Source organism: Micromonospora sp. NPDC005291 (assembly GCF_040607415.1).
Classification (GTDB): domain Bacteria; phylum Actinomycetota; class Actinomycetes; order Mycobacteriales; family Micromonosporaceae; genus Micromonospora.
Genome location: NZ_JBEXGR010000018.1, coordinates 1 through 19,014, shown reverse-complemented (window position 1 = coordinate 19,014; position 19,014 = coordinate 1). Strand labels below are relative to the sequence as shown.

Sequence of the window (19,014 nt, the reverse complement as noted above, 5' to 3'; positions counted from 1 at the left end):
AGTTCCGGCCGGTGCGGCTCCGCGGGCCGCACCTGGGTTTCCGGGCAGTCGCGAGCCTGGTCCCGACAGGCAGGAGCGTCGCCCGCCGCCCACGACCCCCGGGCGGCGGGCGACGAACCCGCCGGTACGCCGGCCGGGTGTGGTGTGGGGAAGCATCCACACCCGGCCGGCCACACCCGGTGCGTCTTCCTCCGCACCACCCGACCTCGGAGTCTTCTCGGCGGCACCAGCGCGCCGAGGCGACGCCCCGGCCATGTGGAGGAGACACCATGCCGACCAACCCGGCTCAGGCACCGACGGTGCCGGCGCACGTGCTGCCGCACCGCACCCCCGCCCAGCTCCTCACGTTGGCCCGGCGTGGGCTGGTCGAGGCCAGCCAGACCCGACCTGACGGCCTGCGCTACGCGGCTGCCCACCTGGCGGCGCTGCGCGCGGCGGCCGCCCTGCTCGCCGCCCGTGCCCGGCCCGCGCCGAGCCGGCGCAACCGGATCACCAGCGTCTGGGTCCTCCTCTGCGCCGTCGCTCCGGAGCTCGACGAGTGGGCCCGGTTCTTCGCCGCCGGGGCCAGCAAGCGCGCCGCCGCCGAGGCCGGCATCCCCCGGGTGGTCAGCGCCCGGGAGGCCGACGACCTGCTCCGTGCGGCCGAACAGTTCGTCACGGTGGTGGAGACCGCGCTCGGCGTGGCCCACCAACCGGCCCTGGACGGCCTTGCCGCCTGATCCCGCCGCGCCACCGGCTGCCCTGCGGGGGGAGCCGGGCGGCCGGTGGCGCGTGCCGGTCCTGATCTGTTCCACAGCAACGACGGGGGGTTGGTCCAATGGCGGGCCGCATGGTGGTCGGTTCCGCCGCACTGGCCGATCTGGTGCGCCCGGCGAGCGCACCCGACCCGGTCGGCGGCCACCGGGTGCTGCCGGTGGTGCCCGAGCTGACCGGTCTGCTGCCCAACCGCGGCCTGCGCCGGGGCAGCACCATCGCGGTCGCCGCCGGTCAGCCCCGGCGCAGCGGTGGCACCTCGTTGATGCTGGCCCTGCTCGCCGAGGCGTCCCGGGCCGGCTCGTGGTGTGCCGTGGTCGGTGTGCCGACGTTCGGTGCGGGCGCAGCCGCTGAGCTGGGCATTGCCCTGGACCGGTTGGCCCTGGTGCCGAATCCCGGCCCCGAGTGGGCCACCGTGATCGCCGCGCTGATCGACGGGGTGGACGTCGTGGTCACCGCCGTACCGGCCACGGTCTCCACCTCGGTCGCCACCCGGTTGGCTGCCCGGGCCCGGCAGCGCGGCAGCGTGCTCGTCCCGTACGGCCGGTGGGACGGCGCGGACGTGACACTGCAGGTGGTCCGTGGGGTCTGGGAAGGGCTCGGGCAGGGCCGGGGGCGACTGCGCCGCCGGGAGGTCACCGTCTCGGCGCGCGGGCGCGGGGCGGCTGCCCGACCCAAGGAGATCAAGGTCTGGCTCCCGGGTGACGAGCTGACCCGGGTGATCCCCCGTACGGTGCCGTCGACCGTGGGCCGCCTGGCCGCGCCGCTCGCTGGCCGGCCCCGCCCGGTGCCGCCGGCCGGTGACCGGGCTCGCACCGACGCCGCCCGCCAGAGCGCACTCACCCTGGTTGGTCCGGCGTGACGTCAGTGGTCAGGTCCGAGTCCGGCCCGGGAGGGCCGCGGTGACCGGCTCGCCGGCACGGACCCTGCTGCTGTGGTGCCCGGACTGGCCGGTGCTCGCCGCCGAGATCGTCGACGGGGTGCCGGCGACCGGCCCGGTCGCCGTGCTGCATGCCAACCGGGTGGTCGCCTGCTCCGAGCGGGCCCGCGCCGAGGGGGTGCGCCGAGGGCTGCGCAAGCGGGAGGCGCAGGGGCGCTGCCCGCAGCTCACCGTCGTGGAGTACGACCCGGGCCGGGACGCCCGGGCGTTCGAGCCGGTGGTCGCCGCGGTGGAGGAGTTGGTCGCCGGCGTCGAGGTGGTCCGTCCGGGCGCCTGCGCGGTGGCCGCCCGGGGGCCGAGCCGTTACCTCGGCGGCGAGGAGGCGGCCGCCGAGCGGATCATCGAGCACGTCGCCCAGTCGTGCCTGGTGGAGAGTCAGGTCGGCATCGCCGACGGGGTGTTCGCGGCCGGGTTGGCCGCTCGCGCTGGCCGGGTGGTGGCACCGGGCGGGACACCGGAGTTCCTGGCCGGGTTGCCGGTCGAGGCGCTTGGCCGGTCGGCGTTGGCCGACCTGCTGCGCCGGCTGGGGGTGCGTACCCTCGGCGACTTCGCCGCGTTGCCGGCGGGCGACGTGCTGGCCCGGTTCGGGTTCGACGGTGCGCTGGCCCATCGGCTGGCCGCCGGGCGGGACCACCGCCCACTCGCCGTCCGGCAGCCGCCGGCCGACCTGACGGTGACCGCCGAGCACGACGAGCCGATCGACCGGGTCGACGCGGCGGCGTTCGTGGCCCGGGCGCTGGCTGAGCAACTGCACGAGCGGCTGGCCGGGCACGGGCTGGCCTGCACCCGGCTCGGCATCGAGGCGGTCACCGAGCACGGGCAGGAGCTGCACCGGGTGTGGCGGCACGATGGCCTGCTCACCGCCGCGGCCATCGCCGACCGGGTGCGCTGGCAGCTCGACGGCTGGCTCTCCGGCAGCAACGGTCGCGCTGGCGCCCGACCGGCCCGACCGACGGCCGGCATCATCCGGCTGCGACTGATCCCGGACGGGGTGATCGCCCAGGCCGGTCTGCAAGCCGGCCTCTGGGGGGAGACCGGCGAGGAGCGGGAACGGGCGCACCGGGCGTTGAGCCGTGTGCAGGGCATCCTCGGGCCGGAAGCGGTGGTCACCGCGGTGCTCGGCGGTGGGCGCTCCCCGGCCGACCAGGTGCGACTGGTGCCGTGGGGCGACGAACGCCTTCCCACCCGTCCCGGTGCTCCGCCGTGGCCCGGTCGGCTCCCGGCGCCCGCACCGGCGGTGGTGCTGCCCAGCCCGCTCGCGGCGACGGTGCACGACGCCGCTGGCGAGCCGGTGGTGATCAGCGCCCGGTTGGCGGTGAGCGCCCCACCGGCCCGGCTGGTGGTCGGCACCGGCCGACCGGCGGAGATCGTGGGCTGGGCCGGCCCGTGGCCGGTGGACGAGCGCTGGTGGGCGTCGGCCGAGGCCCGCCGTCGGGCCCGGTTCCAGGTCGGCCTCGCCGATGGCACCGCTCTGCTGCTCGCCGTCGAGGCCGGGCAGTGGCTGGTGGAGGCGATCTATGACTGAGCTGGTCCGGTCCCGTCCGGGGTGGTCGGTCGGCTCCAGGCCGGAGGCGGATGCCCGGGCGAGCGATATGCCTGTCAGGCATGTCTATGACTCTCAGGTATATCGCTCACCGACCCTCTCGCCGGCCGAGCCGGCCGAGCCGGCCGAGCCGACCGTCGGGATCCGGCCACCCGTGGGGGCGGCTCGATGAGCTTTCACAACCCGAAGATGCCCTGGTCGGAGCTGGAGCAGGTGCTCTCCGGGTCGGTCAGCGGCGGCTCCCGCAGGTCGGGCGGCTCCGGCAGGTCGGGCGGGTCCGGCGGCGGGCGGTCGCGCGAGGATCGGCACCTGCACGTGGTGGACCCGCTCGCCGTGGACGCCGACGGTGGCGACTCCCCGGCCTGGAGCCGCAAGCGCCAGCACTACGAGGCGCCGGAGCTGACCCGCCCCGACGGTGTGGTGCCCTACGCGGAGCTGCACGCGCACACCAACTTCAGCTTTCTCGACGGCGCCAGCCACCCCGAGGAGTTGGCCGAGGAGGCGGCCCGGCTGGGGCTCACCGCACTCGCCGTCACCGACCACGACGGCTTCTACGGGGTGGTCCGCTTCGCTGAGGCGGCTCGTACGCTGGGCCTGCCGACCATCTTCGGCGCGGAGCTCTCCCTCGGGCTGCCCGGCCCGCAGAACGGCGAACCCGATCCGCACGGCGCGCACCTGCTGGTGCTCGCGCACGGCCATGAGGGGTACGCCCGGCTCGCCACCACCATCGCTCGCGCCCAGCTGCGCGGCGGGGAGAAGGGCCGCCCGGTCTACGGGGAGCTGGAGGAGGTCGCCGAGGAACTGCGTGACCATGTACTGGTGCTGACCGGCTGCCGCAAGGGGCACGTGCCGGCGGCGCTGCTCACCGAGGGGGTGGACGCGGCGGCCCACGAGCTGGACCGGCTGACCGCGCTCTTCGGCGCGGAGACGGTGGCGGTGGAGCTGACCGACCATGGTCACCCTGTCGACGCCGACCGCAACGACGCGCTCGCCGAGTTGGCCGCCGCAGCCGGGCTGCCGACGGTGGCCAGCAACAACGTGCACTACGCGAGCCCTGGCCGGCGTCGGCTGGCCACCACTGTCGCCGCCGTCCGGGCCCGACGCAGCCTGGACGAGATCGACGGCTGGTTGCCCGCGGCGGCCACCGCCCACCTGCGCAGCGGCGCGGAGATGGCGGCCCGGTTCGCCGCGTACCCGGGTGCGGTGGCTCGGGCCGCGGAGTTCGGCGCCGAGTTGGCCTTCGACCTCCAGTTGGTCGCGCCGCAGCTGCCGGCGTACCCGGTGCCGCCGGGGCACACGGAGATGAGCTGGTTGCGAAAGCTGACCGCCGACGGCGCACGGGAGCGCTACGGCCCTCCGCAGGCGCACCCGGCGGCGTACGCGCAACTCGACCACGAGCTGAACATGATCGAGGAGCTGGGCTTCCCCGGCTACTTCCTGGTGGTCTACGACATCGTGACGTTCTGCCGTGACCAGGACATCTACTGCCAGGGCCGGGGCTCGGCGGCCAACTCGGCGGTCTGCTACGCCCTGCGGATCACCAACGTGGACGCCGTCCGGCACCGGTTGCTCTTCGAGCGGTTCCTCGCCCCGGAGCGGGACGGCCCACCGGACATCGACGTCGACATCGAATCCGACCGCCGGGAGGAGGTGATCCAGCACGTCTACACCCGCTACGGCCGGGAGCACGCCGCTCAGGTCGCCAACGTCATCTCCTACCGGCCCCGGTCGGCGGTGCGGGACGTGGCCAAGGCATTCGGCTACTCACCGGGGCAGCAGGACGCCTGGAGCAAGCAGATCGACCGGTGGGGCTCGGTCGCCACGGTCGACGTCGAGAACATCCCCGAGCAGGTGGTGGAGTACGCCAACGAGTTGCAGACGTTCCCGCGGCACCTGGGCATCCACTCCGGCGGCATGGTGATCTGCGACCGGCCGGTGATCGAGGTCTGCCCGGTGGAGTGGGGGCGGATGCCCGGGCGCAGCGTGCTCCAGTGGGACAAGGACGACTGTGCTGCTGTGGGCCTGGTCAAGTTCGACCTGCTCGGCCTCGGCATGCTCTCCGCCCTGCACTACGGCTACGACATGATCGGGTCCAGGCTCGACCTCGGTGACATGACCCTGGACGACCCGGAGGTCTACGACATGCTCTGCCGGGCCGACTCGGTCGGGGTGTTCCAGGTGGAGAGCCGCGCCCAGATGGCCACCCTGCCCCGGCTCAAGCCCCGCGAGTTCTACGACCTGGTGGTCGAGGTGGCGCTGATCCGGCCCGGCCCGATCCAGGGCGGCTCGGTGCACCCGTTCATCCGGCGTAAGAACGGCCAGGAGCCGGTGACCTTCGCGCACCCGCTGATGCGCAACGCCCTGGAGAAGACCCTGGGTGTGCCTCTGTTCCAGGAGCAGCTGATGCAGCTCGCCATCGACCTGGCCGGCTTCGACGCGGCCGAGGCTGACCAACTGCGCCGGGCGATGGGCGCCAAACGGTCGGTCGAGCGGATGACCCGCATCGCCGATCGGCTCTACGCCGGGATGGCCGAGCGGGGCATCGCCGGTGAGCTGGCCGACGACGTCTACCGCAAGCTCACCGCGTTCGCCAGCTACGGCTTCCCGGAGAGCCACGCGATGAGCTTCGCCTACCTGGTCTACGCCAGCTCCTGGCTCAAGCGCTACCACCCGGCGCCGTTCCTGGCCGCGCTGCTCAACGCCCAGCCGATGGGTTTCTACTCTCCACAGACCCTGGTCGACGACGCCCGCCGGCACGGGGTGGAGGTCCGCCGTCCGGACATCAACGCCAGCGGGGCGAAGGCGGTGCTGGAGTCCACCCCGGACACCCGGTGGGGCAGCGGGCCGGGGGAGCCGCCGCACGCCTGGGGGCTGGGAGGCCCGGCCGTCCGACTCGGCCTGTCCAGCGTACGGACCCTCGGCGCCGACGTGGCCGAGCGGATCGAGGCCGAACGGGCCACCGGTGGGCCGTACCGTGACATGCCTGATCTGGCCCGGCGGGTCGGTCTCACCGCCGCGCAACTGGAGGCGCTGGCCACCGCGGACGCCTTCGCCTGTTTCGGGCTGACCCGGCGGCAGGCGCTGTGGGCCGCCGGCGCGGCTGCCCAGGACCGGCCGGGCCGGCTGCCCGGCACGGTGACCGGCGCGGCGGCGCCCACGCTGCCCGGGATGGAGGCGGTGGACCGGTTGGTTGCCGACGTGTGGGCCACCGGGCTGTCACCGGAGAGCCATCCGGCCCGGTTCATCCGGGGTCAGCTCGACGTGCTGGGCGCGGTGCCGATCGCCCGGCTCGGCCGGGTGGAGCCGGGGCAACGGATCCGGGTCGGCGGCATCGTCACCCACCGGCAACGCCCGGCGACCGCGGGCGGGGTCACCTTCCTCAACCTGGAGGACGAGACCGGGATGCTCAACGTCACCTGTTCGCCGGGGCTGTGGCAGCGCTACCGGCGGGTGGCCCGGACCAGCGCCGCGCTGGTGGTCCGGGGGCGCCTGGAGCGGCACGAGGGGGTGACCAACCTGGTCGCCGACCGGCTGGACGCCATCGAGCCACCGGTCAGTCCCGCCTCCCGTGACTTCCGCTGACAGAGTGATCCACATTACGGTTTCCTGCGCCGTTGAGCGGGAGACTCCTCCCGAGCGGGCAGAGCGGCCCGTGATCCATGAGGGGGAATGACAGTGACGGGGAATCACGCGTACACCGGTGGAATCGCCAATGCCCGGCGGACCCGGCTGGGTGCCGGTTGGGTGCCATCGCACCTCGCCGACCCCCGCGAGTACGAGGTGACCAACGGTCCGGTGGCCAACGAGCGCCGGTCCCGGGCGGAGGACGAGGTCGAGGGCACCGAGTCCTGACCACTAGGCTCGACCAGGTGGAGCAGACCCGAGGCCGGTTCGCCGGGCCGCCGCTGACACCCCGCACCGCCGTGATCTGGTCGGTGCTCCGCGCCGAGTTGGACCGGCGTGGCGACGCCGAGCTCACCGTGCTGGACGTGGGTGGTGGCACCGGCGGTTTCGCCGTCCCGCTGGCCCGTGCCGGCCATCGGGTCACCGTGGTCGACGCCAGCCCCGACGCGCTGGCCGCACTCACCCGCAGGGCCGCCGAGGCCGGGGTGGCCGACCGGATCGCCGCAGTCCAGGGCGACGGCGACGCGTTGGCCGGGCTGGTCGAGCCGGCCGGCGTCGACCTGGTGCTCTGCCACGCCGTGCTGGAGGTGGTCGACGACCCGACGCCGGTGGTGGCCGCGCTGGCCACCGCGCTGCGTCCCGGCGGCGCGGCCAGTGTTCTGGTGGCCGGGCGGGCGGCCGCCGTGCTGGGCCGCGCGATGAACGGTCACCTGGACGTCGCGACCGCGCTGGCCGCCGATCCGGCTGGCACCGCCGGGCCACGGGACACTCTGCGCCGGCGCTACGACGCCCCCGGCGCCGCCGCGCTGCTCGACGCCGCCGGGCTGGTGGTCGAGGAGATCCACGGGGTACGCGTGCTGGCCGACCTGCTGCCGGCCGCGGTCGCCGATGGGCAGTCCGCCGCCCTCGTCGAGCTGGAACGTGCGCTGGCCGCCCAAACGCCGTACCGGGACCTGGCCGCCCAACTGCACCTGTTCGCCCGCCGGCCGGCATGATCGCCGAGCCGGGTGGTGCGCCGGCGCCGCTGGAGGTCCTCGGGCCGGACCACGGCGGCGGCCGTCTCGCCGATGTGCTGCCCAGCGCGCTCGCCGTGCTGGGCGTGCCCGGCGCGGCCGACCCCCTCGGGCTCGTCCCCGCGTTGGCCGGCGTACGCCGGATCGCCGTGCTGTTGGTCGACGGGCTTGGTTGGTACCAGCTGCCGACCGCCGCGCCGTACGCGCCGACCCTCGCCGGGCTCGCGGCGACGGTGGCCCGGCCGCTCATCGCCGGTTTCCCGTCCACCACACCCACCAGTCTGGTGTCGCTGGGCACCGGCGTCGCGCCGGGCGCGCACGGGGTGCTCGGCTTCACCGTGCGGGTGCCCGGCACCGATCGGGTGCTCACCCACACCGACTGGGCCGCCGACCCGTCGCCGCTGTGCTGGCAGCCGGTGCCCACCCAGCTGGAGCGGGCCCGGGCCGCCGGCGTGACGGTGACCGTGGTGAGCCGGCCGGAGTTCGGTGGCAGTGGGTTGACCCTGGCCGCCAACCGGGGCGGTGACTTCCGGGGCGCCGCCGGTGGGGACGCGGTGGCCGCCACCATGCTGGCCGCGCTGGCCGCCGGCTCCGGGCCCACCCTGGTCTCCGGCTACCACGCCGACCTGGACCGGCACGGTCACCTCAGCGGCGTCGACTCGGCGCCCTGGCGGATCGCCGCCACCGAGGTGGACACCCTGCTCGCCCGGTTGGTCGACGGGCTGCCGCCGGACGCGGCGCTGCTGGTGACCGCCGACCACGGCCAGCTCGACATTCCCGCCGCGCACCGCTTCGACCTGGACACCGATCCGCGACTGCGCGCCGGTGTGCGGCTGGTGGCCGGTGAGGCCCGGGTCCGCTACCTGCACGTCGAGCCGGGCGCGGTCGACGACGTGAGGGCCGCCTGGTCCGAGGTGCTGGGTGCCGCGGCGCGCGTGCACACCCGTGACGAGGTGGTGGCCACCGGCTGGTTCGGGCCGGTGCCCGAGGAGCACCTGGATCGGATCGGCGACGTGGTGGTCACCTGCAACGACACGTACGCGGTCATGGCCAGCCGCACCGAACGACCGATGGCGTCGCGACTGGTGGCGTACCACGGGTCGGACACCGCCGCGGAGCTGACCGTGCCGCTGCTGGTCGTGCGCGGCTGACCGGCGCACGGTCCGGCCCGCCGACGGCTGGTGGTGTCGTACCGCCGGGTTAACCTGCCGGGATGGGCCGCAGTCAGTCGTTGCCCCGGGGCGACGATCCGCGCTTCGGGCCGGACGCCGACGACTCCGGCAGTCCGATCCTGCACGTCGACATGGACGCCTTCTTCGCCGCCGTCGAGGTGCGCCGCCGACCCGAGCTGCGCGGCCAGCCGGTGGTCGTCGGCGGCATCGGGCCGCGCGGGGTGGTCAGCTCGGCCAGCTACGAGGCCCGCCGGTACGGCGTGCGCAGCGCGATGCCGACCAGCCAGGCCCGGGCACGCTGCCCGCACGCGGTCTACCTGCCACCGGAATTCACCGCCTACAACGCCGCCTCCCGGGCGGTCATGCAGATCTTCCGGGACGTCACCCCACTGGTCGAGCCGCTCTCCCTCGACGAGGCGTTCCTCGACGTGACCGGCGCCCGCCGACTCTTCGGCTCCCCGGCCACCATCGCCCGGCTGATCCGCCGCCGGGTCGCCGACGAGCAGGCGCTGACCTGTTCGGTCGGGGTGGCGCCGAGCAAGTTCGTGGCCAAGCTGGGTTCCACCCGGGCCAAGCCGGACGGCCTGCTGGTCGTGCCACCCGGGCAGGTGCTCGACTTCCTGCACCCGCTGCCGGTCAACGCGCTGTGGGGGGTGGGGGAGCGCGCGGCTGAGGCCCTGCGCCGGCTCGGCCTGGCCACCGTCGGCGACCTCGCCGAGGCGCCGGTGGGCATGCTCCGCCGAGCGGTCGGTGCCGCCTCGGCGGCGCACCTGCACGAGCTGGCCTGGGGACGGGACCCACGCCAGGTCAGCCCCGAGCACGTCGACAAGTCGATCGGCGCGGAAGTGACCTTCGACGTCGACGTGTCCGACCCGCTGGAGATCCGCCGTGCACTGCTCGCGCTCAGCGCGAAGGTCGGCGTCCGGCTGCGGGGCTCCGGGCAGGTCGGGCGCACCGTCTCACTCAAGGTCCGCCTGGCCGACTTTCGCACCGTCAGCCGCTCCCGCACCCTCGACGTGCCCACCGACACCGCCCGCGAGATGTTCGACACGGTCTGGGTGCTCTACACCGCATTGGACCCGGGCGAGAGGATCCGACTCGTCGGTGTCCGGGTCGAAGGGCTCGCCTCGGCGCAGGGCGCGCCCCGGCAGCTCACCCTCGGCGCGCCCGAACATGGCTGGCGGGAAGCGGAAGCTGCCGCGGACGCCGCTGCTGCCCGTTTCGGGCGGTCCGTCATAGGTCCGGCCAGTCTGATGGGCGACCGTGATCCCCGCCGAAACGAAAATCCACCCCACCCGTAGGTCGTCCCGCTTTCCGACGCGCGACCCCCCTCGTAGACTTGCGGGTAAGCAGCCGGTTGGCTGCCACGGTCTGTCGGCCCGAGTGGGCCCGACCAACGTGACCGGGGAGGAGTGCCGTGCCGCTCTCGGAGCACGAGCAGCGGCTGTTCGAGCAGATCGAGCGGTCGCTTGCCGAGGACCCCAAATTCGCCTCGGCCGTGCGCGCCAGCGATCCGCGCTTCCATGCGCGGCGTCGCCTGCTCGTCGCCGCCGGCGTGATAATCGCTGGCTTGGCTCTACTGGTCTATGGCGCGGTGATCAAGACTCCACCGCTGGCGGTGGCGGGCTTCGTCGTCATGCTGGCGTCGGCCGCGTTCGCGGTGCAGTCGCACCGGAGGGCGCAGTCACCCGACCTGCACGTGGTAGGCGGCACGACGAGTCGTCGCCGTTCCCGCGGTGGTGGCCGATCCGGTCGCCGGTCGTCGCTCCTGGACCGCATGGAGGACAGGTGGCGGCAGCGCCCGGAGGGACACCGCTGAGCCGGCCCCGCCGCTGAGGCGGGCCGTACGCCGCGACGAGCGGGTCGCCGGGCATAGCCCCCGGCGACCTCGGTCGTATCCGCGCGCCCTCTCCCGCTGACGATTGCGCCGCTCCCCGGCTCGTGATGCGTGCCCGGGCAGGGCAGGGCTGGCGGGTTGCCAGCGTGCCGGCCGGGTCGGGTGCCGTGCGAGATCTCCGACCTGTTGGCGTTCGTCCCGGTCCTTTGGCTGGCACGGTTGCTGTACTTCGCTGCTGTACTGCTGGCGTCAGACGAGGCGCTGGACGCGCACCTTTGGGCGCTCGTTCCTCAGGTGGCCGTGCTTGTGCTGGCGGACCTGCTCGTCCCAGACCTCCTGGTCGTAGTCGGGGTCGGGTGGGATCCATTTGTGGGAGCCGTCGCTGTAGTGGAACTTCTCGTCGCCGGGTCGCATGATGCTCATCGGGTCCAGCCGAGGAATCGGTGGTGCAGGTGGCCGGCGGGGACGTGGGCCAAGTCCTGGGCGGCGTCGACGAGCTGGGCTGCCAGGTACAGGGCGAGTGACACCGGGGCTCGGTCGTACTCCGCGCACAGTTCTCGACGGCGGGTGTGGCAGGGCCAGTCGGCACCGCAGCCACCGCAGGTCCAGGTTGGCGTGATCGGAAGGTGGGTCGTCACTTCTGCGTCTCCCGCTCGGCCGGCGGTTCCGATAACGGAGCGGACGACCGGCCGTCCTCTGCCGGCCAGTGATCTCGGTTGATCGGGATCCGATGCCTCGTATGGCAGGGCAACTTGCCCCCGCATCGGCAGACCTTCCGCCATCGCTGCCATGACCAGACCGGCCGGTGCCGCCTCGCCAGGGTCAGCGCGACGGCCACCAAGTACTCCTCGTACGACACGCGAGGCACCGGGTCTCCCCTCGGAGCGTTTGTCGATCTCACGGGCGGGCGGAGCCGGTCGCCGGCTGTTGTCCTAGCTCATGTCACCGTAACGACGTAGGACTGTAGATACAATAAGATGTAGAACTGTTGGACACGTAGCGTCACATTCGTGATCGACCCCAGCGCGGATCGCGCCGTGTTCCGGCAGCTCGCAGACCTCCTGCGAGACCGGATCGCGTCTGGCGACCTCGCGCCCGGGGCCTCGCTTCCCAGCGAGCTGCGGTTGGCTCAGGAGTACGGGCTGAGCCGCACGAGCGTCCGACAAGCGGTAGCGCTACTCCGGTCGGAAGGACTCGTGATCGTGGAACCACCGCGCGGCACGTTCGTCCGCGCCGACGAGCCGACCGAAACGGTGTCCCTCCTCAAGGGCGACACCGCCACCGCTCGGATGCCCACCCCCGCCGAACGGCGCGAACTCGAAATCGGCGAGGGCATCCCGGTCATCGTGATCTTCCGCGCCGACGGCTCACGCGAGGTGTACGCCGCCGACCGCATCCGCGTCGGCCGCTGACCGCTCCCCGCCGCCGTTGGCGAGCCCCACTGGGGGGATGCGGTCTCAACTTGTCGGCTACTGCCAACTGGTGGTGGCCGTCGTCGGCGACCAAGTGGCCGCCATCATCGGTTGATGTTTCGGGCCGACCCGCATCGAGACTCACGCTGCCTTCTTGTTGCCTCGGCGTTGACTCTCGTCAACCGTCGGATCGGGCACGCAACGGCACGCACGCGGGTGCGGGCACCGCAGTACCCCTGGCGTCCACTCTGCTGCGGTGAGAGGCCGCATCCGTCCCGCCTCCGTGCGGCCTCAAGATCGCGACGACGAGGTGGCGATCGAGAGTGGTTAATTGACCAGATCGTCAAGCTGACGCGCCGCAACGGGGATGCCAGTCTTCAGCCTTGGCGCTAATCTGGTCTCGTGTAGACACGTATGTCCCTCCCCTGGGGCCGGATCTTGACCTCGGGGTTGTCCCGCGACGCAAGAAAGCCCGGATCGTTACTAAAGCGAGTTTGGGAAGAGATGCATAGAGGGCGAGGAAAGTGACTCTTGTTCATGGCAGGAGATTCAGTCGGGTACCCGACACATTGACAAGCGGGGTGGACACGAAGGGGAATACCTCCGCTACCCTGCGTTTCATGGCCCAAGCCCCATCGCCTCGACGCGAGTCAAAGGCGACTCCGCGCAAACGCCAAGGCTCCCAACAGCCTAAACGAGACATGGCGTTAGAGGCCATGCGACTTAAGTACCAGTTAATAGTGCGCGGGATCGATGGTTTTAAGGTTGGGCTTTGGATTGCAGCCTCCTTCATTCCACTGAGCGTGATAGAGAAGATTTCGCGCAATATTGCTGGCAAGCAAACAAACTTCTCGGTCACAGTAAGCATAACCTTAGCTATATCTATTTTACTGTCGGTGGGCTGGGGCATTACGGCACGACGGAGTCATGAGCGGAAGAGGGAGATCGACCGCCTACGCTCCAGAAACGACAAACTTGAACATGGCGCCCTGATACAGCGCCAGGCGCAGCCGCCCGCGGTCGAGTCCTTGCAGGAGTCAGACCCTGCTCCTGAGGAGACGTCACGATGAGCGCAGCATCCGGCACCATATTTTTAATACTGATAGCGGCATCATTTCTGCCATTCGGGTTGATCTTTCAGTACACCAACTGGCAGCACAGCAGGTTTCGAAACCAGCTATGGCACATCAGGGACTCGCTAGTTGACGAGCTGCTGGCTGGCAACATTGAGTTTAGCCGTGGTGCAACGGTGCTATTGCACGTGATTGAAACCCACATCAGGAACACCCGACGCCACACTCTTGCTGACGTATTGATCGCTGTTTACCTGCTGCGTAACGTGGAACTTCCGTCAATCACTGATCAGATGCTTGACGATGGAGTTCGCCCAAGTGACCGTAAAGTCTTGCTGAGGTACTTCAACGAGTTTCGAGAGGCGAACTCCTCCTACCTCAAACGGTGCTCCCTATCGGGTTGGCTCGTCGCATTCCGCCTTTGGCTCAAAAACTCTCGCCCACTCAACCGCAAGGCCGGGCAGGCTGCAACGCCTGCGCTTCGACAGCAGGTGGAGCGTGTAGAGCGTGTAGAGCTTAGGGCTATTCCTGAGCTAGCACCACCGGCTAAGCGGATTCGGAGGGGCCCCTTAATCGACGATTCAATGAGCTTGGTGTAAGCAACTCGTCCGCGCTCAAATTCTCGACGCTATAAAAAGCGTAGCTCCGCCGGGCCTCACATTCGTCGGCGAGCTGGCGCCTCCTATAGGGAGGGCTGGGCCGTTATCTTGCACCCACGACCGTAGTGACGCGGGTCGGTGAGTGCAGGGCTGGCGGGGGCGGCGATCGGTGGACCGCCGCCCCTTAGCTGGACGGGCGTTGGTCAGCGGGCCGCCCGATCGGCCAGCAGCCGTCGGGGGTTCCAGCGCAACAGCCGATACCGGGCTCGCCCGGTCAGCGCCGCCATCCGGCCCGACGTGTCCGCGAGGGTGGTCCTCCACCGCAGCAGCACCGACGGCGGCAACACGGCGGCGAGCAGGCGGGTCCGTCGGTTCGCCCGCGCGGCGAGCGTCCCACGGACCGCGCGTAGCGCCGGCAGCAACCGCTCACCGGTCAGCGGATTTCGCGCGTAGCGGGCCCGCTCCTCCGCCCGGCCGAGCAGCCGCGCTGACTCGATCGCGGCGCTGTCGTCGCTGAGGGTGTCCCGGACAAGCCGGTCCGCGGTCGCCCTGGGCGTCTCGGTCAGGTCGACCGGGACCCGGAAGTCCACCAGCGTGTCAAGCAGCTCCGCCCAGGCGGCATGCGCGTCCGCGCGGGCCGCGTTGGCGTCCGCGCCGACCACCACCAGTCGCGTTCCCGGGTCGGTGCCGTCGTCGACGGTGGTGGCGGCCACCGCGGGGCTCGCCGCCTGGCCACCTCGCCGACGGCGCAACGCCAGCCGGCGCAGAGCGGGAATTGCGAGCAGCATCAGCAGGGCCAGCAGGCCCGCCGTCCACCAGGGCCAGACCGGTGGCTGCTCGTCCGGGGTCGTCCCGCCGAGGGAAAGCCCGTCGTCGGTGTCCCGGTCGGCGTTGTCCGGTCCGGCCGGACCAGCCGACGCGTCGGGGCCCGCCGGGGTGTCCGTGACACCGGTGTCCGGGGCGGACGGCTCCGGCGCGTCAGTGTCCGGCGCCCAGGCCGACCGGGTGGAGCCCGGCACCCCGTACGCCGGTGTGGCGTCGAACGGCACCCAGCCGGCCCCGTTGAAGTAGACCTCGGTCCACGCGTGCAGGTTGAGGTTGGTCAGTGTGAAGGTGTCACCGTCGCGCTTGCTGCCGTTGGTGAACCCGAACGCCACCCGGGCCGGGATGCCGGCCGAGCGGACCAGCCAGGCCATCGCGGCCGCGTACTGCTGGCAGTAGCCGACCTTGTTGGTCAGGAAGTTGACGATGTCCTGACCGCTGCTGCCGCTCGCGGTGCTGAGCCGGTAGCTGAATCCGTTGTCCGCCGAGAAGTGCTGGTAGATCGCCAGCACCCGGTCGTAGTCGGTGCGCTTGTCCTGGACCAGCCCTTTGACCAGCTCCTCCACCTCGGGCACCGGCCCGGGGGTGGCGGTCAGCTGTCGGCGTACCGTGTGGTCCGCCGACAGCGGTTGCGCGGCTCGCAGCGCCGCCGGAGAGTACGTCGAGCGGATGTAGTCGAAGGAGTACTTCCGGCCCCGGGAGTTCTCCCGGTTGGAGAAGACGACCTGCTGGTTGGCGTCGTAGAGCCAGTTGCTGTTGAGGCCCTCGGTGCGTATCGGCTCGGCGTACACCGGCATCAGGGACATGCTCAGGCTCTTGGTGACCTCGACGGTCGCCCGGTAGGAGGTCTGCTGCACCCCTCGGTCGGCGCGTTCGGTCGGATCCGGCAGGTCCCGGTTGGTCGGTCGGCCGGTCGGGTTGCGCGCCTGGAAACCACTCGGGCGCAGCTCGTCCGCGACGGCGTAGCGCAGGTAGAACGGGTTCGGCTCGGACGTGGTCACCTTGACCAGGTCGGCCACCTCGGACTGGTTGAGTTGGCCGGCGAGCGAGGCGAACAGGTCGATCCGACCCGACGTACCGCCCGAGCCGTTGCCATTACCGTTGCCGTTACCGGGCCCCCGGCTGAGGGAGTCGAGTAGCCCGCCGGTCATGCCGGGCACCGCCAGCGGCAGCACCACCGCCAGGGCCACCCCGACCGCCGCGAGCCGACGGCCGGCGGACGCCAACGGCGAGGCCTCCCACACGTCGACGTCGCGGCCGTCACCGGTGAACCGGCGCCCGAACCGGCGTACCCGGTCGACGTTGTCGGTGACCAGCAGCCAGAGGTAACCGGCGGCACCCACCATGAACGGCACCGCGGGGACGCTGTCCACGTAGACGGCGACCGGTACCGAGTAGATGGCGAGCATCGGCAGCCCCGCCAGCGCGGGCCGGCGCAGCCCTACGGCAAGTACGTCCACCAGCACGGCGACCCCGCCGACGCCGAGCACGGCGATGAACAAGAGCGGGTCAGTGTCCGGGACCTCGACTCCGTACGAGCGCATGTCCTGCGTGGACCCGGCGAGCAGATCGGCGAAGTGCGCGAACGTGCCCGGCGCGGGCAGGAAGGCGAGCAGCTCCTCGCCGCTCGGGAAAAGCCAGGTCAGGGCGAGCACCAGGCCGGCCAGCATGCCGAGCACCTGACCCCACAGTGGTGCCCGGACGAGCCGGGTCAACGCCGCCGCACCGGCCACCACGGCGACCGCGATGATGGACTCGATCAACCACGTCCAGCTCTGGAAGATGGCCGACAGTGGCGCGGCGGCCAGCAGCGTGGCGGCGGCGGCCACCACGCCGGTGTTCCGACTGGCGATCATGAGGGGAACCTTCCGTTCATCGCACGCCGCCGGCGACCGTCTCGGCCAGCGCGGCGCGCAGGGCGAAGCCCTGGGAACCCCGGCCGGCCTGCGGCCACAGCGCCGGCAGTCGGGCGCCGTGGTCGACGCCGACCACACGCCAGCCGCTCTGCAGCATGGCGAGGACGGCGGCACCGTGCGCGTGCTCCGCCTCGGCCCGCGCCTTCTCCGGCAGGCTGAGCCAGGTAGAGCTGTTCAGCAGGAAGCCGACACAGGTGGCGCCGTTGCCCCGCAGCCCGGCCAACAGCTCGGCCTCGGCCACGCTCACCGTCCCGAACAGTCCGATGATCAAACCGCCGTCGGCGCGCTGCCGGACCCGCTGCACGAGGCCGGTCAACTCGGCACGCTGATCGAGCCGCACCTCCGCGAGGTGGTCGAGCAGCGCCCCGTCACCGCCGGCCTCCGAGGCGTCCACATCCACGTCCGAGCCGGTGACCAGGCGCAGCTTGTAGCCGGCCTGCCGCAGGTGGACGGCGATGCTCGCGGCGGCGGAGACGGCCCACTCGAAACTGGCCGTCGGCCCCTCGCCGCGGTGACCGTAGGCCCGGGTGTCCAGCACGACCGTGGCGCGGCTCTCCCACGGCTGCTCCTCGCGGCGCACCATCAGCTCGCCGGTACGGGCGGTGGACTTCCAGTGCACCCGGCGTAGGTCGTCGCCGCGCCGGTACTCCCGGGTCGCCGCGTCATCCTCGCCGTGCACCGCCACCGAGCGGGCCCGGCTGTCGCCGCTGCCCGCGTACTCCCCGGGAAGCCGGACCGACGGCAGTGGGGTGACCTGCGGGATGACCGTCAGGTGGTCGGAACTGGGGAAGGACCGGGTGAGTTCGCAGAGGCCGAACGGGTCGGTCATCCGGACCACCAGCGGACCCACGTCGTAGCGGCCCCGCACGTCGGCCCGCACGGTGTACGCCACGGAACTGGCCTGGTGCGCGCCGAGCCGCTCCAACACCACGCGGGGCCGGCTGCCCAGCGCGTACGGCAGGCGGTCCTCCAGAAGGAGGGTGCCGGTCGGCAGCCGGGAGAGGTTCTGCAGGCGCAGCACCACCCGGGAGTTGGCGCCGACCGGGACCCGGTGCGGGTCCAGCGAGCGGTTGCAGGCGAGCTTGTAGCGGCTGCGCCCGACGTAGGCCGCGGCCAGCAACGGCAGGATTGCCAGCAGCACAGCCACCCGGAGCAGGTCCTGCTCGCCGAGGATGCCGGCCGAGATCGCCGCCGCGACCGCAGCGGCGAGGAAGGAGCGCCCGCGGGTGGTCAGCCCGCGCAGCCCGGCACGCACGTCATGGCCTCCGCGGCTCGTAGGGCGCGCGGCCGTTGCCGGAAGCGGGCCGGGTGTCGTACGGATTGCGCTGCCGGTCGTGCGGCAGCGGCAGGCGGTGCACCAACTCGGAGACGATCGCGTCGGTGGTGCGTCGGGCGAGCTGCGCGTCGGCGGTCGGAATGATCCGGTGCGCGAGCACCGGCACCGCGAGGGCCTGCAGGTCGTCGGGGAGGACGTAGTCGCGGCCCTCCAGGGCGGCGACCGCCCGGGCGGTGCGCAGCAGTTGCAAGGTCGCCCGGGGGGAGGCGCCGAGCCGCAGGTCGGGGGCTTCGCGGGTGGCGGTGACCAGGTCGATCGCGTACTGCTTGACCGCGTCCGCGACGTGCACCTGCCGGACGGTGGCGATGAGCTGCCGGACGATGGCCGCGTCGGAGACCGCGCGCAGGTCGTTCAGAGGGTCGGTCGCGCCGTGCCCGTCGAGCATTGCCATCTCGGCGCTGGAGTCCGGGTAACCCATGGCGATGCGGGCGGTGAACCGGTCGCGCTGCGCCTCGGGCAGCGGGTAGGTCCCCTCCATCTCGATCGGGTTCTGGGTAGCGATGACCATGAACGGGGTCTGCAACTGGTACGTCACGCCGTCGACGGTGACCTGCCGTTCCTCCATGCACTCCAGCAACGCCGACTGGGTCTTCGGCGAGGCCCGGTTGATCTCGTCGCCGACCACCAGGTTGGCGAACACGGCGCCGGGACGAAACTCGAAGTCGTGCGTCTCCTGGTTGTAGACGCTGACCCCGGTGACGTCGCTGGGCAGCAGGTCAGGGGTGAACTGGATGCGCCGCACCGTGCAGTCGATGGACCGCGCGAGGGCCTTGGCCAGCTTGGTCTTGCCGACACCCGGGACGTCTTCGATCAGGAGGTGGCCCTCGGCGAGCAGAACGGCCAGGGCGAGCCGCACGGTGGCGGTCTTACCCTCGATGACCTGCTCGATGTTGGCCACGATGGCCTCGCTGGCAGCGCGGAACTCGTCGTGCGGCAGTAGGCCGCCCACCTCGTCCCAGGTCTGTTGTGTCACG

At 72.0% G+C, this 19,014-nt stretch carries 16 protein-coding genes; 11 read left to right on the top strand and 5 right to left on the bottom strand.

Annotation, left to right across the window (positions count from 1 at the left end; genetic code table 11):
- Positions 1-269: 269 nt before the first annotated feature.
- The 9 genes from ABZT18_RS22680 (at position 270) to ABZT18_RS22640 (ending at position 10,864) form a co-directional block, all read left to right on the top strand.
- Complete coding sequence (locus tag ABZT18_RS22680; protein WP_354994874.1) at positions 270-719, top strand: SAV_6107 family HEPN domain-containing protein; 450 nt, start codon at positions 270-272, stop codon at positions 717-719.
- A gap of 98 nt (positions 720-817) precedes the next feature.
- A complete protein-coding gene (locus ABZT18_RS22675; RefSeq protein WP_354994873.1) occupies positions 818-1,615 on the top strand; it encodes a hypothetical protein in 798 nt (265 codons plus the stop codon).
- A gap of 40 nt (positions 1,616-1,655) precedes the next feature.
- Positions 1,656-3,218: a DNA polymerase Y family protein gene (locus tag ABZT18_RS22670; RefSeq protein WP_354994872.1), complete on the top strand. Its 1,563-nt coding sequence runs from the start codon at positions 1,656-1,658 to the stop codon at positions 3,216-3,218.
- Positions 3,219-3,404: 186 nt separating this feature from the next.
- The gene (locus ABZT18_RS22665; protein WP_354994871.1) at positions 3,405-6,818 is read left to right on the top strand and encodes an error-prone DNA polymerase; all 3,414 of its coding nucleotides are present in this window, start codon (positions 3,405-3,407) and stop codon (positions 6,816-6,818) included.
- Between the two features lie 93 nt (positions 6,819-6,911).
- On the top strand, positions 6,912-7,088 hold the full coding sequence (locus ABZT18_RS22660) for a hypothetical protein (RefSeq protein WP_167454721.1): 177 nt from the start codon (positions 6,912-6,914) through the stop codon (positions 7,086-7,088).
- Positions 7,085-7,855, top strand: a complete 771-nt coding sequence (locus ABZT18_RS22655) for a methyltransferase domain-containing protein (RefSeq protein ID WP_354994978.1) — start codon at positions 7,085-7,087, stop codon at positions 7,853-7,855. The genes ABZT18_RS22660 and ABZT18_RS22655 overlap by 4 nt, the downstream gene beginning before the upstream one ends.
- Positions 7,852-9,024 (top strand): nucleotide pyrophosphatase/phosphodiesterase family protein, encoded by a 1,173-nt coding sequence (locus ABZT18_RS22650; RefSeq protein WP_354994870.1) that lies wholly within the window; start codon positions 7,852-7,854, stop codon positions 9,022-9,024. Before ABZT18_RS22655 ends, ABZT18_RS22650 begins: the two co-directional genes overlap by 4 nt.
- Before the next feature lie 62 nt (positions 9,025-9,086).
- Positions 9,087-10,346: a DNA polymerase IV gene (locus tag ABZT18_RS22645; protein ID WP_354994869.1), complete on the top strand. Its 1,260-nt coding sequence runs from the start codon at positions 9,087-9,089 to the stop codon at positions 10,344-10,346.
- Positions 10,347-10,462: 116 nt separating this feature from the next.
- Positions 10,463-10,864: a DUF3040 domain-containing protein gene (locus ABZT18_RS22640; RefSeq protein ID WP_354994868.1), complete on the top strand. Its 402-nt coding sequence runs from the start codon at positions 10,463-10,465 to the stop codon at positions 10,862-10,864.
- Between the two features lie 267 nt (positions 10,865-11,131).
- Here ABZT18_RS22640 and ABZT18_RS22635 read toward each other — a convergent pair whose 3' ends face one another.
- Together ABZT18_RS22635 and ABZT18_RS22630 are read right to left on the bottom strand one after the other, a co-directional pair.
- Complete coding sequence (locus ABZT18_RS22635) at positions 11,132-11,305, bottom strand: hypothetical protein (RefSeq protein WP_354994867.1); 174 nt, start codon at positions 11,303-11,305, stop codon at positions 11,132-11,134.
- The gene (locus tag ABZT18_RS22630; RefSeq protein WP_354994866.1) at positions 11,302-11,520 is read right to left on the bottom strand and encodes a flavin reductase; all 219 of its coding nucleotides are present in this window, start codon (positions 11,518-11,520) and stop codon (positions 11,302-11,304) included. The genes ABZT18_RS22635 and ABZT18_RS22630 overlap by 4 nt, the downstream gene beginning before the upstream one ends.
- Positions 11,521-11,892: 372 nt before the next feature.
- Between ABZT18_RS22630 and ABZT18_RS22625 the strand changes: the two genes are divergently transcribed.
- A complete protein-coding gene (locus ABZT18_RS22625; protein ID WP_354994865.1) occupies positions 11,893-12,294 on the top strand; it encodes a winged helix-turn-helix domain-containing protein in 402 nt (133 codons plus the stop codon).
- Between the two features lie 701 nt (positions 12,295-12,995).
- On the top strand, positions 12,996-13,364 hold the full coding sequence (locus tag ABZT18_RS22620) for a hypothetical protein (RefSeq protein ID WP_354994864.1): 369 nt from the start codon (positions 12,996-12,998) through the stop codon (positions 13,362-13,364).
- Positions 13,365-14,169: 805 nt separating this feature from the next.
- On the opposite strand, the gene ABZT18_RS22615 is transcribed toward ABZT18_RS22620, so the two are convergent.
- The 3 genes from ABZT18_RS22615 to ABZT18_RS22605 are packed head-to-tail and all read right to left on the bottom strand — an operon-like array spanning position 14,170 to position 19,013.
- Positions 14,170-16,644 (bottom strand): DUF3488 and transglutaminase-like domain-containing protein, encoded by a 2,475-nt coding sequence (locus ABZT18_RS22615; RefSeq protein WP_355252458.1) that lies wholly within the window; start codon positions 16,642-16,644, stop codon positions 14,170-14,172.
- Between the two features lie 16 nt (positions 16,645-16,660).
- On the bottom strand, positions 16,661-17,959 hold the full coding sequence (locus ABZT18_RS22610) for a DUF58 domain-containing protein (protein WP_354994862.1): 1,299 nt from the start codon (positions 17,957-17,959) through the stop codon (positions 16,661-16,663).
- Position 17,960: 1 nt separating this feature from the next.
- A complete protein-coding gene (locus tag ABZT18_RS22605) occupies positions 17,961-19,013 on the bottom strand; it encodes a MoxR family ATPase (protein WP_354994861.1) in 1,053 nt (350 codons plus the stop codon).
- Position 19,014: the final 1 nt, after the last annotated feature.

What these genes read in the sequence shown, in the direction of transcription:
- ABZT18_RS22635 (WP_354994867.1), bottom strand. Translation starts at nt 11,305, where the DNA reads ATGAGCATCATGCGACCCGGCGACGAGAAGTTCCACTACAGCGACGGC.
- ABZT18_RS22675 (WP_354994873.1), top strand. Translation starts at nt 818, where the DNA reads ATGGCGGGCCGCATGGTGGTCGGTTCCGCCGCACTGGCCGATCTGGTG.
- ABZT18_RS22665 (WP_354994871.1), top strand. Translation starts at nt 3,405, where the DNA reads ATGAGCTTTCACAACCCGAAGATGCCCTGGTCGGAGCTGGAGCAGGTG.
- ABZT18_RS22680 (WP_354994874.1), top strand. Translation starts at nt 270, where the DNA reads ATGCCGACCAACCCGGCTCAGGCACCGACGGTGCCGGCGCACGTGCTG.
- ABZT18_RS22650 (WP_354994870.1), top strand. Translation starts at nt 7,852, where the DNA reads ATGATCGCCGAGCCGGGTGGTGCGCCGGCGCCGCTGGAGGTCCTCGGG.
- ABZT18_RS22615 (WP_355252458.1), bottom strand. Translation starts at nt 16,644, where the DNA reads ATGATCGCCAGTCGGAACACCGGCGTGGTGGCCGCCGCCGCCACGCTG.
- ABZT18_RS22645 (WP_354994869.1), top strand. Translation starts at nt 9,087, where the DNA reads ATGGGCCGCAGTCAGTCGTTGCCCCGGGGCGACGATCCGCGCTTCGGG.
- ABZT18_RS22620 (WP_354994864.1), top strand. Translation starts at nt 12,996, where the DNA reads ATGGCGTTAGAGGCCATGCGACTTAAGTACCAGTTAATAGTGCGCGGG.